The organism is Streptomyces sp. NPDC001137, from assembly GCF_040298885.1.
Lineage (GTDB): Bacteria > Actinomycetota > Actinomycetes > Streptomycetales > Streptomycetaceae > Streptomyces.
This window is the reverse complement of the sequence record NZ_JBEPBA010000027.1, coordinates 1-17,955: the sequence shown is the minus strand read 5'-3', so window position 1 is coordinate 17,955 and position 17,955 is coordinate 1. Positions and strand designations below refer to the sequence as shown.

Genomic DNA, 17,955 nt, shown 5'->3' with positions numbered 1-17,955 from the left:
CAACCCTGGACAGCCACCTGCCCCGAACACCGCGTCGGCGGCACACCACGGTGACGTACCGCAGTATCGGCTGGAGCCTCCGGGGCCGCTGGCCGGCCAGGTTGCGCAACCAGTGGCCCAGCCCCGCCCGCCCACCATGCCGCCCCCCTACCCAGCTGCCCCGCCTGCGCCTGCGCATCCGGATACCCCGGGGGCCCGGCCCGAGGAGAGCGGCACGCCGGTGGTCCGCCACCGCCCCGCCAGTCCCAACCTTCCCTTCCTCACCCCGGAGTCGGTCCCCACCCTCGACCCGCGACTTGCTCTCGCGTTGGGGAAGCCATTGCACGGCGATTCCGTGGCGCGGCGGACCGGGAAATCGATCCGGCGGCTGACCTCATCGGCCTCACAGGAGGTCGCCGAGGAAACGCGGATCGGGCGGGAGTTGCAGCAGCCGGTCACCACGGGCCGGGTGATCGCCGTGACGTCGATCCGGGGCGGTGTCGGTAAGACGACGACCGCCGCGCTGCTCGCCCGTGCGTTCAACCACTACCGGCACGATCCGGTGCTCGCGCTGGAGGCGGACGCCGCTCTGGGAACGCTGCCGGTGCGGCTCGGCGCCGAGTCGGTGCGGTGGTCGTGCACCGAACTGGCCCACATCCTCACCCCGTCGATGCAACTCACCGACATCACCGGCTATTTGGTGCCGGTTGCGGACGGCGGCTGGCTGCTGCCCGCCAGCCAGGGACGCCTCGGCGCCCCGCTGGACATCCGCACCTACCGCACGGTGACGCTCGCGCTGCGCCGCTACTTCGCCGTCACGGTCGTGGACTGCGAGACGCTGCCCGGTGAAGTGGCCCGTACCGCGATGGACACCGCACATGCCCGCGTGGTCGTCGCCCCGCTCACCGCCGAGGGCGTCGGCGGCACGCGCATCGTCCTGGACTGGCTCGCCCAACTGCCGCACCAAGCTCTCGCGTCCACCGTCGTCGCCCTCACCTCGGGCACACCTGATCTGAACTTCAACCTGAAGACGGCCACAGCGCATCTGCGCGAAACAGGGGTCACCATCGTGCACCTGCCTTACGACCGGCATCTCGCGGCCGGCGGACCCATCCGTACCCAGCTGCTCGGCTCGGGTACGCGCCGCGCCGCCACGCAACTCGCGGCGCAGGCGCTGCAGCGGGCGGTGCAGGTCCGATGACGCAGCACCTGATCCACCGCCCCGCCCGGGCCACCCGCCCGCTGCCTGCGGCCGAGGCACGCACCATCGAGCCGCCACCGAACCTGCCCGAGGGCAAGATGGGCAGCCCGGCCACGGCCCTGTTGCCGATGGCCGGAGTCATGGGGTCCGTGGTGATGATGACCGTCATCCGCTCCAGCCAGTTCGCGGGCCTCGGCGCGGTCGTGCTCGTCATCGCGCTGCTCGGGGCCGTGGCGCTGTTTTTGTCGCAGCGCGGCAAGGCGCAGCGACAGCGGAGAGTGCAACGAGAACGGTATCTGGAATATCTGGAGAAGCTGCGTGAGGAGTTGGGCGAAGCCGAGAGGGAACGACGCCGCGCGGCACGGGAGTTGAACCCTCCACCGGCGGCCTTGTACGACCTGGTGCGCGATCCGGCGCGGCTGTGGGAACGGCGCCGTACGGACGCCGACTTCCTTCGGGTACGCATCGGCGTGGGCGACGTACCGGTACAGGACGTGGTGGTCGGGCAGAACTCGGCGAGTGGGGTGCTCACGCCGCCGGACCCGTTCATGCTCAACGAGGCGCGGGCGCTGCAGGCCCGCTTCGCGACCACTACCGACCATCCGCTGACGGTGCCGCTGGACCGCGCGGGCAACGTGAGCGTCATCGGCGACCGCGAGGGCGTCCTGCGCGTCGCCCGGGCGCTGCTAGTACAGGCCGCCGTCACGCACGCGCCCGACGACGTTGCACTCGCGCTGGGCGTACCCGCAGAGCATATCGATCAGTGGGCATGGGCGAAGTGGCTGCCCCATGTCCTCGATGCCGACGAGCTCGACGGGCCGGTTGCCGCCCGCCGTATCGCGCCCGATCTCACTCAGCTCGCTCGCCTCATCGGCGTGGACCTCAAGAAGCGTGCCTCCTACGCCGCCGAGGTGCGGCGCGGCCTGTCCGACCGCACGGCGCTGAGCCTTGGTAGCCGCCTGCTCGTGGTGAGTGACGAGTACGGGGAGAACGCCGTCGAACTGCCCCGGCCGGATGCGGCGGTTGCCCTCGGCGACATGGGGGTGACCGTGCTGCATCTGCTTGCCGAGCAGGTGCACGAGCCCGATCAGGTGTCGGTGCGGATCACCGTCGACGGAGAACGGGTCACCGTCGAGGACCTGCGGGGTGAGCACGTTGTTCGGGTGGCGGGGATCCTGGATTCGGTGAGTGCTGCTGGCGCCGAGGGGCTGGCCCGGATGCTGGCGCCGCTGCGTCTGTCCCCGGAGTCGGCCGCCAACGGGACGCCGGTGTCCGGGGCGGTGGACTTCCCGGAGCTGCTCGGCATTGATGATCCGGCCGCCCTGGACTTGGTCCGGCAGTGGGCCCCGCGTGGCGAGCGGGACTTCCTACGGGTGCCGATCGGGCTGGACGACCGGCACGAGCCGGTCCTGCTCGATCTGAAGGAGTCCTCCGACCTCGGCATGGGGCCACACGGGTTGTGCGTGGGCGCCACCGGTTCCGGCAAGAGCGAGCTGCTGCGCACCCTGGTGCTTGCGCTGGTGACGACGCATCCGCCGGAGGATCTGGCGATGGTGCTCGTCGACTACAAGGGCGGCGCCACCTTCGCCCCGTTCACCGCCCTGCCGCACGTGGCAGGCGTCATCACCAACCTGGAGAACCAGGCCGGTCTCGTTGAGCGAGTGCACACCTCGCTGGCCGGTGAGATCAAGCGACGTCAGCAGGTCCTCAAGGATGCCGGGAACATCGCCGACATTGGGCACTACCGGGCGCTGCGCGCCACCGCCCGCCCGGATCTCGAACCTCTCCCACATCTGTTCGTCGTGATCGACGAGTTCGGTGAACTGATCACCGCCAAGCCGGACTTCATCGACCTGTTCCTCTCCATCGGCCGGATCGGCCGCTCCATCGGGGTGCATCTGCTGCTGTCCAGCCAGCGCATCGAGGGCGGGAAGCTGAAGGGCCTGGAGACCTATCTGTCGTACCGGCTCGGACTGCGCACGTTCTCAGCCGACGAGTCGCGTACGGTCCTGGAGACCACGGACGCCTTCAACCTGCCGCCGCTGCCAGGCTTCGGCTATCTCAAGGTCGACACGTCCACGTATACGCGGTTCAAGGCAGGCTTCGTCTCCGGCGCCTACCGCGGGCCGGTGCAGCGCGATGCGGTCGCCGCCGACGAGCCGCTGGCCTGGCTGTATCCGCCGTACAACGCCCTGGCGACGCCGACCGGTGCAGCGGGCGATGACACCGTGGTCTCGCCGCGCGAGCGGACGAGCGGGCCCACCGTGCTGTCCGCCGTGGTTGACCAGCTCGCGGGCGCGGCCGAGCCGGTTCGGCGGATCTGGCTGGCTCCGCTGCCTGACACGGTGACGTTGACGCAAGCGGTCGGCCCGGTGCAGGCATCGGCCGGCGGGCTGCAACTCCCCTACAGGGAGGGCGCGTTGAGGATTCCGCTGGGTGTCCTCGACGATCCGGCGCGGCAGTGGCAGGGCCGGTGGGTGCACGACCTGAACACCGCTGGCGGGCACACGGCCGTCATCGGCGGTCCGCAGTCCGGCAAGACCACCCTGCTGCGCACCCTGGCCCTGTCCCTCGCCCTGACCCACACGCCCCGCGACGTGGCGATTTACGGTCTCGATCTGGTCGGCGGCGGTCTGAGCGCGCTGTCCGGCCTGCCGCACGTCGGTGGGATAGCCGGGCGCGCCGACCACGAACGTGCCACCCGCACGGTCGCCGAGGTCCGCGCCATGCTCGCCGAACGCGAGGCCGTCTTCCGCGAGCACGGCATCGACTCCGTCGACCAGCTGCGCACCCTGCGCGCCAAGGGGGAGCTGCCGCAGCTCGGCTCCACGGACGTGGTGTTGCTCATCGACGGGTTCGGCGCGCTGCGCGACGAGTTCGCCGACCTGGACGACGCCGTGGCAGACCTGCTCAAGCGGGGGAGCGGTTACGGCATCCATGTCGTGGCCGGCATGCTCCGCTGGAACGATGTCCGCATCGCCACCCAGTCGATGTTCGGCAGCCGCATCGAACTGCGCCTCAACGATGCCGCCGACTCCTCCATCGACCGCAAGCTGTCCGAGACCCTCTCCGCCGACACCCCGGGCCGCGCCCTCACCGACGGCAAGCTGTTCGCCCATGTCGCCCTGCCGCGGCTCGACACCCTTGCCTCGAGCACCGACCTGGGGCCCGCCCTCGAGGACGCCGCACACCAGGTGCGCGCCACCTGGCACGGTGACCTCGCCGCTCCCGTACGGGTGTTGCCCACCCGGCTGCCCGCGGGGCGCCTGCCCTCCACCGCGGAGGTACCGCAAGCGGTACCGATCGGCGTCGACCAGGAGTCCCTGTCCCCGGCCGTCCTCGACCTGTTCGGCACCGACCAGCACCTGCTGGTCCTGGGCGACAACGAGTGCGGCAAGACCAACCTCCTCAAGCTCATCTCCCGTGCGCTCGTGGACAGATACGCAGAGGAGGAGCTGGTCTTCGGCATCTTCGACCCGCGGCGCGGCCTGCGCGGTGTGATCCCGGAGCCGTACCGCGGCGGCTACGCGCACAACGCGAAACTGTCCGCCGCCCTCGCCACCGGCATCGCCACCGAACTGGAAAAACGGCTCCCGGAAAGCACCGACCCCGACGCGGTCAGCGACGAACCGGCCTTCACCGGCCCGAGGATCGTGATCCTCGTCGACGACTACGACATCCTCACCACCGCCGGCCAGCAGCCCCTCGACCCGTTCCTGCCGTACATCTCCTCGGCCCAGGACATCGGACTGCACTTCGTCGTCGCACGCCGCGTGGCGGGCGCCTCGCGCGCCCTGTACGAGCCGTTCCTGACGACGCTGCGCGAGACCGGCGCCACGGCCCTCGTGATGACGGGCGACCGCACGGAGGGTCAGCTCTTCCCGGGCCTGTACGCCTCTGCGCAGCCGCCGGGCAGGGGCACTCTGGTCCGCCGCGGTCGGCGTCACGTGCTGATCCAGACCGCCCTCGCGGCCGAGACCGACCCCGTGGAGAACTCGGCGTGACCAAGGACATCATCGCGCTCACCCCGAAAATGCCCGACACCCGCTCGCTCCTGGCAGCCCTGCACGCCGGCGGCCCCGAGCTGAACCTGACCGCCACCGACGACGGCGCGGTCCTGCAGCTGTGCACGACGGGCGGCCGCCCGCTGGTCTCGGTCGAGGCACCAGTCCTGGTCCATATCCCCGGCGAGGCCGAACGCCTCCTCGGCCCTCAAGCGGTCACTCCCGAGCCGCCGTTCTGGTGGACCGAAACCCGCGCCTCCGCGGCCATTCCCCAGGCGGAAGCCCTGGCAGGATCCGTGTGCGGACGCCTGACGATGCTGCTCGGCGGGACCACATGGCCGCCCGGCGCAGCCCACACCGCGCGGGTCACAGCCCCCGACGACGCGACAGACACGACAGCCGAGCCACCGCACCCACCCACGCCCACCAGCGCCTCGGACGACGACCCCACCGAGACAGTCGCCCCGGCCCCCACCTCCATCCTCCCCGCCGTCGACGTCCTGACCGACTCGACCGCAGTCGTCCTGGCCGACCGCCCGCTCGTCCCCCTCACCAGCTGGCTCTCGGACATCCTGCGCACCACCGTGCAGGCGAACCGCGCCCTCCACCTCGTCACACCACCCCACGTCCGCCTCAGCCTGCCGTTGCGCACCGCACTGGGCGGTGCGCCCAACCGCTGGGTCGTCCAAGATCCCGCAGGCGGCTACTACGACGGCCTGTCCGGCGTCCGACTTGCCTGGCTGGGCGGCACGTTCACCCCGCCCGGCACCACTGTCGCCGACGCGTTCACCGCATCGACCACACCCGCCGGGCAACGACAGCTCACCGTTTCCTTCCGCACGGTGCACGCGGCCGACACCGACCTCCAGCTCGGCCACGCCCTCGAAACAGCCTGGCGCCACCTCACCGGCGCACCCCCCTCCGGCTGGGGCACCGCAGAACCCGTCAACCTCCCCTGGTCCCCACGCCAGTTGACCGACCTCGCCCGCAACCGGGCCCCCGCACCCACTCACCTCATCGCCATCGGCACACCCGACCGTCCGGCCATCGCCACTCACCGCATCACCCGCACCACCGCCGGCGTCGCCGAGGACACCACCCTCACCCTTGGCTACACCACCCCCGCCGAGGTCCCCCTGGAGAGCCTGGAATCCCTCGCCGCGACGCTCGTCGACGAACACGGCCTGACTACCATGCTCACCACCCTGCGCACCGCCCGTGCCGACCTCACCCTCCCCGCGCACCTGGAAGCTCCGCCCCTCCCGGTCTCCTTCACCCTCGGCCCACGCGACGTCGACACGATCGGCCTCACCTACGCCCGCCGCCCGCCGCTCGCCACGAAACCGCGACAGCTCGGCTCACCCAGCTGCCCCGCCCTCTACTACCCGCTCGGCGACGGAACCGACGCCGCAGCCTGGACGGCATTCCAAAACCTCGCCATCCACCTCAAGAACAGCCTGGGCAGCCCCATGTAGGGAGCACGTGCGATGGAACGGTCTGAGCTGGAGCAACTGGAGACACTGTTCATCTTCACTCATCCGCCGGGAACGCGAGCGATGACCACCGGTCGGCGGCCCACTCCAGCCATCCTGACCACCCAGGAGGCGGACCTCCTACCTCATGTCCATCGAGTTCCGTGGCGCCGGGCTCCTCGAACAGCGTCCTCCAGTGCAAGAGGTCCGTCTCGCTCATCACGAAGGTCTGATCAGGGGTGGTCGACTGGCGATGGGCGATCCGAGCACGTTGGGTCTCGTGGTCGACCGGCACGTACACGAGTTGACAGGACGCGCCCACAGACATCACCAACCAGCGGATCGCGGACCTCTCGTCACGAGACCAGCATCCGAAATCCAGCACCACGTTGGTTCCCAGCCTCAGCGCCTCCAGACCCAGCCAGAGCAGCCGTCCTTCCAGCACATCGCGCTTCCCGTCCGCCTCCGGCTCGCCGAACAGTGGAATCATCCACTCGTCCGGTGTCAGCCGCAGCGCGTTGTGCTCCTTGGCCAACTGCCGGGCCCTCGTGGTCTTTCCGGCCCCAGGCAGGCCGACGGTCAGGAACAACGTGGTCACACCCAGATCGTTCAAGGAAACCAGCTGGAGGACAACTGCTTTCCTTGCCGAGATCTCCGGGCCGCGTCGCGGCTCGGAGAGGTCGCCTACACGCAAAGACCCTGCGGCATGCCGGTGTCGAGAGACACACGTCTCCCGGGTTCTCTCCAGGCGAACGAGAACGTGAACTTCTCTACGCCCGTGCCGACCAGCACACCTTCCAGCTGACGGCCTGACCGGCGATCTCACTGCCTGAGAGCCACAAGACCATGGCTCCCGACGGTGGCTCAGCAGATGCCCGTGTTCTGCTCGTTGGACGCCGGTGATCAGTTTCCGTTGCAAGTGCACGACGATCAGCGGGTGCGTTGATCACCCCACCAGGGCAGGATTGGAGGCAGGTCGCTCAAGCATCCGGCGGGCCGTTTGGGCTGCGGGGACTCGCCGTCGTCACCATCCCAGCGGCGGCCGTACTGATCGGGAAGGGCGCCCCAACCCCAGTAAGGAGCCGGGTGGCTCGGGGTGTCGCCGAGAGCCTCCAAAGGGTCGATGCGCTTCTCGCCCACGGTGCACAGATGCGCCCAGGCGTCTCCCATGTCGAAGACGTAGGCGAACTGCTCGCCGGTCTCCAATCTGCTGAGCTTGGTGGCGCGGCCATCCACGGTGTCATCAGGGACCTCGTCTCCCCACCAGTCCAACGGGCTGACTCCGGTTCCGTCAGCCAGAGTGAACAGGTGCAGGTGGGACAGGTCCCACCTCCCGAACGCAGCGTCGATGGCTTCGGCAAGTTGAGCGAAGGAATGGGAGCGTGCCGCCGCGAAGATCCGTCCGGGACGCGGCCAGATGTCCGCTCCACCCCCGGAAACGAGCGCCACACGGATGGACAACCAGGTGCGCGCCACGACGGCTGCTCCTCACGGGCAGGTAACCAGACCACGACACAAGGTACAGAGCGTGACTTGCCGGTGGCGAATCTGCGTGACCGTATGTGGGGACCAGCCGGTTCTGGCCGCCGTGGACGATCGCGGCGTTCACACGGAGCGGGGGAGAGCCAAGAACTGGTCGGCGGCCAGGCCTCATGTCTTCTCCCGGTCCGCCGGGGCCGTGGAGCGGCGTCATACAACCCGACTCGGGCGTCCAACTCGCTACATCGCGCCATGGAGGCAACGGCCCCATCGCGATGTCGTATGCGGCGCCAGCTCACAGGTCGGCGAAATTGAGGGCGACGATCGCAGGGCTGTTGCTGCTGGTGTAGCCGGCACGCAGCGGCAGCTGCGTGCGGAAGCTGTCCGGCGTCCACCACAGCCGTTCGTCGCCTCCCGCCCCCTTCCACGTCATCACGATCCGGTTGTCCACTCGCCCCAGTGCGGGGCCATGGCTGGATCGGCCGATGGCGAGCTGTTGGGCAGACCAGCCGCCGTTGCCGTAGCCGGCCCGCCAGAGGCGGTCGTCGTCGCCGGAACCCTTCCACGCCATCACCAGCGCCGCGCCGTTCGACGCCAGTGCCGGCCCGTGGGTCGAACCGCCGGGGAACGCCTTCGGCGCGGTCCAGGACTGGCCGTCGTACGTGAACCATTAGAGGTTCTGATTGCCGCCGGAACCCTTCCACGCCATGAAGAGACGTCCGTCGTGCTGGGCCAGCGCCGGCCCGTGCGTCGAGCTCGCCGTGCCGTCGCTGGCCAGCTGCTGCGGGCTCCAGCCGCCGGGCCCGAGCACGGAGTACCAGATGTGCTCGTCCTGGCCAGCGCCGCGCCACGCCATGATCACCCGCTCGCCGAGTACGCCGAGCGCCGGCCGGTCCTCGGTACGGGGCACCCCGCTCGGAAGGAACTGCTCACCCCAGGAATCTCCGGTGAAGTGCCCGGCGGCGGTCCAGATCCGGTTGTCGTTGTCCGCTCCCCGCCACGCCGCGCGGATCCCGTGTCCGACCGGCTCGACCACCGCGGCGATCCCGCGGCTGCTGGCGAACCAGCTCACCTGCCGGGCGTCGTTGAAGTCGGTGCCGTGGTCGTTGCGTGCCGAGTAGATCCCCTGGTCTGAGCCGTGGCCTTTCCAGATCACGAAAGTACGGTCGTTCACGATTCCTCCGGATGTCCAGACGTGGCGTAGGTGATGATCAGAGCCGGAGCTCCTTGTGTGGAAGTGCTGAGCTGACGGAACGCTGATCAGGCGCGTGGGACGGGCGGCCATCGACCGATTCGGCCGTCTGCCGAGCCGGGCCGTCCACTTGTGGACGGCAACCTGTCCGCGCTCGCATCATGAGGCGTGCCTGCGGCGTGGCGACGGATTGCCCGGCGCTGGCGGACAGGCTCACGGAGTCACTCAGGACGGCACGAGTTCGAGATGAATGGTGTTGTCGTATGGCACGACCAGGGTGCGACCTCCAGGCGCTGTCCAATGTGCGGGCACCAGGAAGAGGCGGCCGTTCGCCTGGACGAGCAGCCGCAACCCTCGGTAGCGGTATCGGAGTTGGCTCCCCGCGCTCGGCGCGAGTTGCGTACTGCTGGCACCGGCCGGAAGGTCACGCAGTGGCTCCTTGGTGTACAGGACGACCTCCGGGCGGCGCGGCAGGGAGTCGGCGTCGTCCAGTGCCCTGCCCAGTCCGTAGGCGGCGGCGAAGCTGTTGGCGGTCCAAAACGCGCTGGCGACGACAAGGAGGGTGACCCACGCCATCGCGTATCTGCACAGCCGTACGCAGGCCGGTGAGCCGAGCCAGTCCGCCACGGGTGAACGCGCGGGAGGATCCGAGTTCTCGGGCGCGTCGCGGAGCCGGCGCCGGTCCCGGCGGATGGCCATCCGGCGAAGTAGCCAGGCCCCGTAGGCCAGGCCCACGGGGCCTACACCGAGGCATAAGGGCGTGGTCGCGATCGCCTCGGTGCGGGCGATGCGCGGTATCAGCATGCCCACGACGCCGCGGGTCAGAGCCAGGCAGCCAAGCAGCGTGACGAAGACCCCGATCCAGCCGGTGACGTCGTCCCTGGCCTCCGCCAAGAGCAGCACGCGGACGCCGGTGTGGATGGCAAGGGCGAGGAGACCAACGATGGAGACCGCGATGAGGGGCGGGTACACCGCCTCCACCCCGTACAGCAACATGTCCTGCAGCGACTGGTTCATGAGCGACAGATAGACCCCGAAATACCGGAACCGCGCCGTCGTTGCCACGTAGCCGAAGTAGAACAGCAGCGAGGTCACGACGGTGGCCGGTCCCAGCACGTTGATGACAGCGCGCGTCCGTTCCAAGAACTGGCCGCCGGGCGACGCGGTGGCGGTCATGTTCCGCTGTCCGTGGGGCCGGTGCTCTCGGCAGCAGGCGATGTGCCGACGGGCGGGGATTCGTCGACGGGAGACGACGGATCGGTCGTCGACGGAGCCGAGGTGGTGTCGTCCGGTGTTGCCGCAGGGAAGGTAATCACCTGATTTGTGGTCACCTGGGCCACGATGGGGTGCTGCGGTGAGGGCGAGTAGCGTGCGAGTTCAGGGCTGTTGCAGGGCCATCCCGAATGAGAGGTGCAAGTGGCTTCAGCCTTGACGTAGACCGTGGCCCGACCGGGCCCCGGCGCCTTGACCTGGGCGGTCATGAGGCAACCGGTGCCGGGGTCCAGGACTTTGCCCACGCAGCCCTGGGACAAGGGGGTGTCTACGACACCGCCGGCATCACCCGCGTCGTCACAGCCGCTGATCAGCGGTTGCACATTGTCAGCGTCGAGCAGTCCAACCTCCTGGATCTTCAACTGCACGATGCGTGATGGATTGCCCGGTGCAAAGCAGCCTACCGGTCCTTTGAAATCCGGGAAGTTATAGATGGGATAGTCGTTGGTGAACGTCGCGCCGCCGACCCGGATCGCGCCCGGCTGCTGCCCGCCGCCCCCGCCGGACGTCGACGATCCGCCCCTGCTGCTTCCACCGCCCCCGCTGCCCCCTCCGGACGAGCCCTGACCTTCCCCGCCGGAGGCGTTGGCGCCACTCTGCCCCTCCGACACCACGCCCGGCCCGGCCGCGTCCGGCCGCTTCCCGCTGCCGGAGGAGGAGTCACCGCCACCGGATGCCGTACGCGCGATGACGAACACCCCCAACAGCAGAAGAACCCCTGCCAGAGCCGCCAGTGTTACGTGCATGCGGATCGAACGTGATCCCGTCATGCGACTGCCCCCTTTACCCCCGTGCCCCGTTGTGCCCCGATCCCGTCCGTATTTGATCGAGGAGCTGGATGAGTTCCATCCAGCCGCTGAACTCCTCCTCGCCGTCTTCGGAGATGACGCGGCCCGACACAGGGTCGGCGCCGGACGCGAAGTCGACGATCACACGGCGTAGGCCGCCGACGGTGGGGGAATCCATGGCAAGAGGATGTGGCGCCTGCCGAGAGGACACATCGTGGTGGCTACCGAAGTCTTTTCCGGCAGGCCGCAGATTGGCAGGGTGGGCGCCAGATGACTCTCATGGAGCGGGAGCGCGAACTGCGCCGCATCAACGAGCTGTTGGGCCGGGCCCGGACAGGGGAAGGCGCAACCCTGCTCATCGAAGGAACGGCCGGCATCGGAAAGACGGCGCTTGTGGCCGCAGCCCGGTCCCAGGCCACACTGCAGGGGATGGCCTCGCTGACAGCGCGCGGAGGCGAACTGGAACGGGACCTCGCCTTCGCGATCGTGCGCCAGTTGTTCGAACCTCGACTGCGCGACGAGCCAGCCAGTGTGCGCGAGGAGCTGTTGTCCGGCGCCGCGGAGCTGGCCGCGCCCGTCTTCGGAGTGGCACCCGCGGGCCGCGACGTGGGATCCGTGGGCGCGGTGGTGCACGGGCTGTACTGGTTGTGCTCAAATCTCGCAGACCGCAGCCCGCTGCTCCTGGTGATCGACGACGCCCACTGGTGCGACGAAGCCTCGCTGCGGTTCGTGTCCCACCTGGCGCGCCGAGTCGCGGAGTTACCGGTGTTGCTCGTTCTCGCTGCACGGCCCGTGCTGCCCGGCCGGACCGACTCGGTGGACCGTGCGCTCACTGGCATGCACCCGGAGATTGTGCGGCTGGGACCGCTCAGCGAGCAAGCCGTTGGCGCACTGGTCCGGCAAGCCCTGTCCGCCGACGCCGAGGACGAGTTCTGCCGGGCCTGCGCCAGAGCCACCGCGGGCAACCCCTTCCTGCTCGGCGAGGCACTCATCGGCCTGCGTACGGACTGCGTGCAGCCGGTCGCCTCCGAGGCCCACCGGATCGACGCGCTGCGTCCCGAGACGCTCACCCGCGCCGTGCTCACCCGGCTCGCGCGCCTCGGCCCGGACGCCGTACGCCTAGCCCGCTGCGTGGCCGTCCTCGGCCCCGCCGCCGACCTGCGCCGGATCTCAGCACTGGCTGACCTGGGCCTGGGGCAGGCCGCCGATCTGGTCGACGCACTGGTACACGACGGGCTCATCACCGCAGGACCGACGATCGAGTTCGCGCACCCGCTCGTGCGTGGAGCCGTCTACGGGGACACCGCCGAATCCCTCCGTGCCGTGGCGCACAAAGAGGCCGCCCGGATGCTGGCTGCGGACGCCGCGCCCCCCGAGCATCTCGTACCGCACTTGCTTGCAGCGGCGCCCGACGGTGACCCCTGGGTGGTCGGCGAACTGGGCGCGGCAGCGGCCGACGCCCTCGCACGCGGGGCGCCGGAGCTCGCGGCCGCCTGTCTCCAACGGGCCCTGGCGGAGCCGCCAGAGCCCGGTCTGCGCGCGGACGTGCTCACGCGGCTCGGCGGAACCCTGGGCATGCTCAACCGCACCGCCGAGGCTGCTGATGCCCTCCGGGCCGCACTCGACCTCACCTCGGATCCGGACCGGAACATCGAGATCACCATGGACCTCGGCAGGCTGATGGTGATGACCGGACAGGGGCACCAGGCCATCGAACTCTTCGAGGCCGCCCGGCGGAGCAGCGCCGCCCGCTCCGGTGACATTCCGCGGCGCATCCTCGTGAACGTCGCCTGGGGCCGTCTCACCGCGATGGAACCGCCGGCGGACTGGATGCGGCAACTGGACGCGGTCGCTCCCCGACTGAACGGAGACAACGCCGACGACCGCGTGGCTTTGGCGCTGCTCGCGTTCGGCGGCGCCGCGACCGGGGACCGGCCGAGCGCCGAGGTTGCCCGGCTCGCCACCGCCGCGGGCGCCGCACCGCTGCCGCCCGAACCTTGGATCCTCATCAATCTGGCCAGCTCGGCCCTGGCCATCGCCGACCATCTGCCGCCCGCCCTGGACCTGCTCGACCGCGGGCTGGAGACCGCGCGGCGGCTCGGCGACATCACCGCCTTCGCCTATCTGTCCGTACTGCGCTCCCACACCGCCCTCTACGCCGGGCGCCTGCTGGACGCGGAGGCCGACGCGTGGGCGGCGCTGCGCCTTGTGGAAGGAGAGTCTCAGGACGCGCCCATCGCGGCTGCTGTGCTGGTGGACGCTCTGGTCGACCGCGGGGACCTGGCAGGCGCGCAGCGGATCCTCACCGAGCAGGGACTCGACGGCGACCAGCCGCTCAGCATGCTCATCGCGCACTTCGTGCATACCGCGCGCGGCAGGCTCCGCCTGCTTCAGAACCGGCCGCGTGACGCGCTCGCCGACCTGCTCCCGTGCGGCGCGGGCCTCGTGGCTGCGGGATGCGTCAACCCGGGCTTTGCAGTGTGGCGTTGTCCTGCTGCGCTGGCGCACCTCGCGCTGGGCGAGACTTCCGCGGCACGGAAGCTGGTCGACGAAGAGCTGGCTCTCGCCCGCGCGTTCGGAGCGCCGCGCCCCATCTCTGCCGCCCTGCGCACGGCCGCACGGATCGAGGGCGGGCAGTTAGGTATCGAGCGGCTCCGGGAGGCCGTCACCCTCCTCGATGGCTCTCCCGCCGAGCTGGAACACGCCCAGGCGCTCGTCGCCTATGGTTCAGCGGTACGCCGGACCGGCCGACGCGCCGACGCCCAGGAGCCGTTGCGGCGGGGGATGGACCTCGCGGCACGATGCGGGGCCCGAGCCCTGGCACAGCGCGCCAACGACGAGCTCGTGGCGGCTGGCGCCCGGCCGAGACGTGCGGCGCTGAGCGGCCCCGCCGCCCTCACCGCCAGTGAGCTCCGGGTCGCACGCATGGCGGCCGCCGGCAACACCAACCGGGAGATCGCCCAGGCACTGTTCGTCGCCCGCCGCACGGTCGAGATCCATCTCACCAGCACCTACCGAAAACTCGGCATCACCTCACGCCAGGCGCTCCGCGAGGCCATCGACCATGCGACGGAACAGCGCGCTGACTCCGCGGACTGAACCGCGCCAACGCACTGCACTGGCTGTGGGCAGCCACGAGCCTCGGGTTCGCGGTGCCGTCCACCAGAGGCTTCCTGGTGGACGACACGTCGCCTGTGGGCTGTTATACCGAGGCGAGGCGGGTCAGCAGCGCCTGACCGTCTGGGACACCGAGTCCTGTGCAGGCGTCCCAGCCGGGCGTGGCCGCGAAGTCGCCGATGTCGCCCAGGGTGATGTCACGGAAGCCGGCCGGGCTCACCCCCGGTGCCGCACCCTCGTACAGCGCGGGCTGGAGCATGCCGAGCGGGTGGCCGAGTGCCTCGGCGAGACGGACGGTCAACGCGGCCCAGAGCGGGGCCACTGCGCTGGTGCCGCCGATGATCTCGTCTCGGCCGTGGATGAGAACTCTGTATCCGGTCTTCGGGTCGGCGTCACCGGCCACATCGGGCACCCCGCGTCGGGGGTCGTGGCCGTTGCCGTTGGGCACGCCGACGTTCGCCTGCCAGCTGGGCTGTTTGAACTTGCTGCTGACGCCGCCGCCGGAGGCGGACCCGTTGCCGTTGTTCCACACGGTCTCGGAGTTGACGGTGCCGGTGGCTGGGTCGGCTTCCAGGTGGGTACCGCCGCAGGCGAGGGCACGGGGGCTTGAGGCGGGGAAGTCGGTGTGCGGCTTGCCCGTCGGGTCGCCGTCGCTGCTGCCGTTGTCACCGGAAGCCACGCAGACGGTGACGCCCATGGCAGCGGCGTCGGATAGCGCGGCGTCGAGGATCGCGCGGCCCTGGGCGGTCCACAGGTCCTCGCGGGCGCCCCAACTGATGCTCAGTGCCGTGGGCGTGGGATCGGCGAACACCGCGGTGCTGATGGCGTCGGCGAAGCCCTGCGCGCTGTTCTCCGCGAAGTACACGACTTGGCGCGCACCGGGGGCCAGCGCGCCGATCGTCTCGATGTCGAGCATCACCTCCCCGTCGGCCGGGTCGCCCGGGGAGTTACTGCCGTTGCCCACCTCGACGACGTCCACGCGCGGCGTGGGAATGCCCAGTTCGGCGAAGTACGCGTCCAGGTCGCCTGGCGGGATCCCACCGCCGAGTTCGACGACGCCGATCGTGTGACCGCTGCCGTCCCTGCCTTGCGGGAAGCGGTAGATCTTGCCGAGGTCGACGGGCGAGTACGACGAGTGGACGGCATGGGCCTGCATGCGCTGTATGTGCGGGCGGGCCTGCGGTCGGTTGTCCAAGCCCGTCACGCCGATCACCACGCCGTCCCACTCGGGCAGGATGCGCAGGTCGCCGGTCCGCTGCCGGTGCTCCACCATGCGTCCTTCGGCCGCCGGGTCGGGGGTCGTGACCATGGTCAGCGAGTCGGCCTGCACAACGGACCGGAGCTGACCGAGCGTTCCGGAGATCTTGACCCGACGTGAGGCCGGATCCGTTTGCGTCACCGTCAGCCCGTGCTGCTCCGCTGACCGCTTCACCATGTCAATGTCGGCCGGGTCGGCGCCGTAACGGGCCGCCAGTTCCTCACGCGTGATCGTCTCGGGTCCCTCGACCAACTCATCTGGGATCTCGGCGCGACGGCGCAGGACCAGCGTGACCTCGATACGTTCTGAATCGCTCACCGCTCCGGTCGAGCGCGCATCCGCATGGGCGCTGCGCTCACTGCCTCGGAGGGGAACCAGTCGCGTGTTGTTCATGACTTCGAGCGTTCCACCGGCGCAGGCGGTTCGCATCCTGTGGCATCACGAAGCGTAGCCATGCCCGTCGTTCTCCATCTGGGCGCCGCGGACTGGAGACGCACACAGCGGAATGTGGGATGCGTCACAGTCATGATTAGGATGCGACACGATGTGCCGCTGTGATGGGACACCGCCCTCGGCACTGGACGCCTCGTAAAGCGACACGATCAGCGAGGGACGCGGTTCCTGCGGAAACAACCATCGCCGCCGACGTCCAGGGCCACTCCGCCGTCGAGGGCCGGGGCGTGCTCGGCGAGCAGCTGGCGCTCGCCGTCGCCGAGCTGACGGAAGATTCTACCGTCGGTGTAGTGCGCGTCCCATTCTTCGGGCGTGGTGTATCCCACGGTGAGGACTCCTTGCGTGCCGGGGGAGGAGGGCTGGTCAGATGAAGGTGCTGCTGAGAGCAACGAACACGGCAGCTCCGGTTTAGTCCTGGTGATCGGTGTCCGGCAGAGGGTGGAAGTGGCGGTCATTGGTGGTCCCCGGGACGGGGAACCGGGGTGTTCAGTACGTCCTCGAGGTCGTCGGAGTTGTTGAGGAGGCGATGGATCGTGGTCTGCCGGCCGTACTCGCCAGTGGTCGCCCCGTAGAAGCTAGACAGGAGGTAGAGCAAAGCGATCCGAACACAGGCCAGGACATCGGCAAGGGGGTGGGTGGGATTCTCTGAGCGATAGGCGGACACCATCGCTGTCGCGCAGACTGGCAGCTGGCCCCTCGTGGCTACTGTGCGAGGGGCGAGCGCCACACGCCCCAACTCCCAAGCTGGACCAGCCGTGGCACCACGGGAGCCGATTATGGTTTTGGCGGGGAGCCAAGGGCTGACGGAAAGCCCGCGTTGGCACATCCGTCTGGTGATATCACTGAACTGATTGCGCCCGACGAAGATCCCTTGCCAGGATCTCGGCCCTATTGGGAGGCGGCAGTGGCACACGAGGTCGATCGTCGGTGCATCCGGTGCGGTAACCCCCTGAGCCGGTACAACACTGACCCGCGATGCGGCGCGTGTACCCGAGCTGCGGGCAACGAGCGCGCGACGTCGCTTAGCTTGCCGGATCACGTGTGGCAGAACCCCGCAGTCACGGCGGCCCTGGCCGACTGGGACTTCGGCACAGCGTTCCGCCTGATCCGCCAGGTTGCGTCGCTGCGCCAGGAAGACATGTCGGTGATCACCGGCCTCAGCCAGTCATTCCTGTCCACGCTCGAATCCGGGACACGACGACTGCTCAACATCGACAAGATCATCCCCGTCCTTGAGCGGCTCGGTGTTCCCCCGCATGTCGCACCGCTTCCTCTCCCAGGTCCCGCTGCCCAGAATCAGTCCCAAGATCCCGGCCCGCAGCCGACGCTGTTACCCACTCCGGGCTGGGAAAGCCCTCTCGCTATCGCGAAGAGGCTGAACGCCACCACTTCGTCCAACACTGATCTGGCGACCATCGCGATCCTGGAACAGGGCGTGACGGACCTCGTCGATCGCTATGAGACCGAAGGGCCGCACCGCCTCGCCCCCGAGGCTGTCGATCTACGGAACTTCATCCAGGACCGTCTGGACGGACGACAGCCACCTCGACAGCGCGAATCCCTGTTCCGGCTGGCGGCCCAAGCCTCAGGGCTGCTCGGCTACATGGCCGTCAATGCGGGCCGCGAATCCATAGCGGAGGCCTACTGAGCTGCCCCGAGTTTCGTAGAGTCCGATCTTGATTGGTTCAGGCGGACTGCGGGGTTTGCTCCTGGCTGCGCCAGAAGGCTTCCTCGTACTCG

General features: G+C 69.4%; 14 protein-coding genes. 5 read left to right on the top strand and 9 right to left on the bottom strand.

From position 1 onward, the window contains the following. The first annotated feature begins 220 nt into the window (after window positions 1–220). Genes ABT254_RS37890 through ABT254_RS37880 form a run of 3 tightly spaced genes read left to right on the top strand, consistent with a single transcriptional unit; the run spans window position 221 to window position 6,659 of the window. Window positions 221–1,180, top strand: a complete 960-nt coding sequence (locus tag ABT254_RS37890; RefSeq protein WP_351480838.1) for a MinD/ParA family ATP-binding protein — start codon at window positions 221–223, stop codon at window positions 1,178–1,180. After that, a complete protein-coding gene (eccCa, locus tag ABT254_RS37885; protein ID WP_351480835.1) occupies window positions 1,177–5,184 on the top strand; it encodes a type VII secretion protein EccCa in 4,008 nt (1,335 codons plus the stop codon). The genes ABT254_RS37890 and eccCa overlap by 4 nt, the downstream gene beginning before the upstream one ends. Beyond that, on the top strand, window positions 5,181–6,659 hold the full coding sequence (locus ABT254_RS37880; RefSeq protein WP_351480832.1) for a DUF6177 family protein: 1,479 nt from the start codon (window positions 5,181–5,183) through the stop codon (window positions 6,657–6,659). The genes eccCa and ABT254_RS37880 overlap by 4 nt, the downstream gene beginning before the upstream one ends. A gap of 55 nt (window positions 6,660–6,714) precedes the next feature. Here ABT254_RS37880 and ABT254_RS37875 read toward each other — a convergent pair whose 3' ends face one another. From ABT254_RS37875 to ABT254_RS37845, 7 genes are all read right to left on the bottom strand, one after another. Next, a complete protein-coding gene (locus tag ABT254_RS37875) occupies window positions 6,715–7,254 on the bottom strand; it encodes a P-loop nucleotide/nucleoside kinase family protein (protein ID WP_351480829.1) in 540 nt (179 codons plus the stop codon). A gap of 332 nt (window positions 7,255–7,586) precedes the next feature. Then, complete coding sequence (locus ABT254_RS37870) at window positions 7,587–8,132, bottom strand: IS1096 element passenger TnpR family protein (RefSeq protein WP_351480827.1); 546 nt, start codon at window positions 8,130–8,132, stop codon at window positions 7,587–7,589. A gap of 298 nt (window positions 8,133–8,430) precedes the next feature. Then, complete coding sequence (locus tag ABT254_RS37865; RefSeq protein ID WP_351480824.1) at window positions 8,431–8,706, bottom strand: hypothetical protein; 276 nt, start codon at window positions 8,704–8,706, stop codon at window positions 8,431–8,433. A 99-nt stretch (window positions 8,707–8,805) separates the two neighbouring features. Beyond that, window positions 8,806–9,309 carry a hypothetical protein gene (locus ABT254_RS37860; protein WP_351480821.1) on the bottom strand — a complete coding sequence of 168 codons (504 nt, stop codon included), beginning with the start codon at window positions 9,307–9,309 and terminating at the stop codon, window positions 8,806–8,808. Window positions 9,310–9,552: 243 nt separating this feature from the next. Continuing rightward, a complete protein-coding gene (locus ABT254_RS37855; RefSeq protein WP_351480818.1) occupies window positions 9,553–10,503 on the bottom strand; it encodes a hypothetical protein in 951 nt (316 codons plus the stop codon). Beyond that, window positions 10,500–11,369: a hypothetical protein gene (locus tag ABT254_RS37850; RefSeq protein ID WP_351480815.1), complete on the bottom strand. Its 870-nt coding sequence runs from the start codon at window positions 11,367–11,369 to the stop codon at window positions 10,500–10,502. The genes ABT254_RS37855 and ABT254_RS37850 overlap by 4 nt, the downstream gene beginning before the upstream one ends. 13 nt (window positions 11,370–11,382) lie before the next feature. Continuing rightward, entirely contained in the window at window positions 11,383–11,565 is a 183-nt protein-coding gene (locus tag ABT254_RS37845) for a hypothetical protein (RefSeq protein WP_351480812.1), read from the bottom strand. Between the two features lie 92 nt (window positions 11,566–11,657). Between ABT254_RS37845 and ABT254_RS37840 the strand changes: the two genes are divergently transcribed. Continuing rightward, entirely contained in the window at window positions 11,658–14,486 is a 2,829-nt protein-coding gene (locus ABT254_RS37840; RefSeq protein WP_351480809.1) for an ATP-binding protein, read from the top strand. A 103-nt stretch (window positions 14,487–14,589) separates the two neighbouring features. Here ABT254_RS37840 and ABT254_RS37835 read toward each other — a convergent pair whose 3' ends face one another. Beyond that, window positions 14,590–16,080 carry a S53 family peptidase gene (locus ABT254_RS37835; protein ID WP_351480806.1) on the bottom strand — a complete coding sequence of 497 codons (1,491 nt, stop codon included), beginning with the start codon at window positions 16,078–16,080 and terminating at the stop codon, window positions 14,590–14,592. Between the two features lie 284 nt (window positions 16,081–16,364). Continuing rightward, complete coding sequence (locus tag ABT254_RS37830) at window positions 16,365–16,541, bottom strand: hypothetical protein (protein WP_351480803.1); 177 nt, start codon at window positions 16,539–16,541, stop codon at window positions 16,365–16,367. Between the two features lie 713 nt (window positions 16,542–17,254). On the opposite strand from ABT254_RS37830, the gene ABT254_RS37825 reads away from it, so the two are divergent. After that, a complete protein-coding gene (locus ABT254_RS37825) occupies window positions 17,255–17,863 on the top strand; it encodes a helix-turn-helix domain-containing protein (protein WP_351480800.1) in 609 nt (202 codons plus the stop codon). Window positions 17,864–17,955: the final 92 nt, after the last annotated feature.

Bases quoted from the DNA above. Each gene is read 5' to 3' on its own strand.
- ABT254_RS37865 (WP_351480824.1), bottom strand. From the start codon at position 8,706: ATGGCGTGGAAGGGTTCCGGCGACGACGACCGCCTCTGGCGGGCCGGC.
- ABT254_RS37850 (WP_351480815.1), bottom strand. From the start codon at position 11,369: ATGACGGGATCACGTTCGATCCGCATGCACGTAACACTGGCGGCTCTG.
- ABT254_RS37840 (WP_351480809.1), top strand. From the start codon at position 11,658: ATGACTCTCATGGAGCGGGAGCGCGAACTGCGCCGCATCAACGAGCTG.
- eccCa (WP_351480835.1), top strand. From the start codon at position 1,177: ATGACGCAGCACCTGATCCACCGCCCCGCCCGGGCCACCCGCCCGCTG.
- ABT254_RS37855 (WP_351480818.1), bottom strand. From the start codon at position 10,503: ATGACCGCCACCGCGTCGCCCGGCGGCCAGTTCTTGGAACGGACGCGC.
- ABT254_RS37845 (WP_351480812.1), bottom strand. From the start codon at position 11,565: ATGGATTCCCCCACCGTCGGCGGCCTACGCCGTGTGATCGTCGACTTC.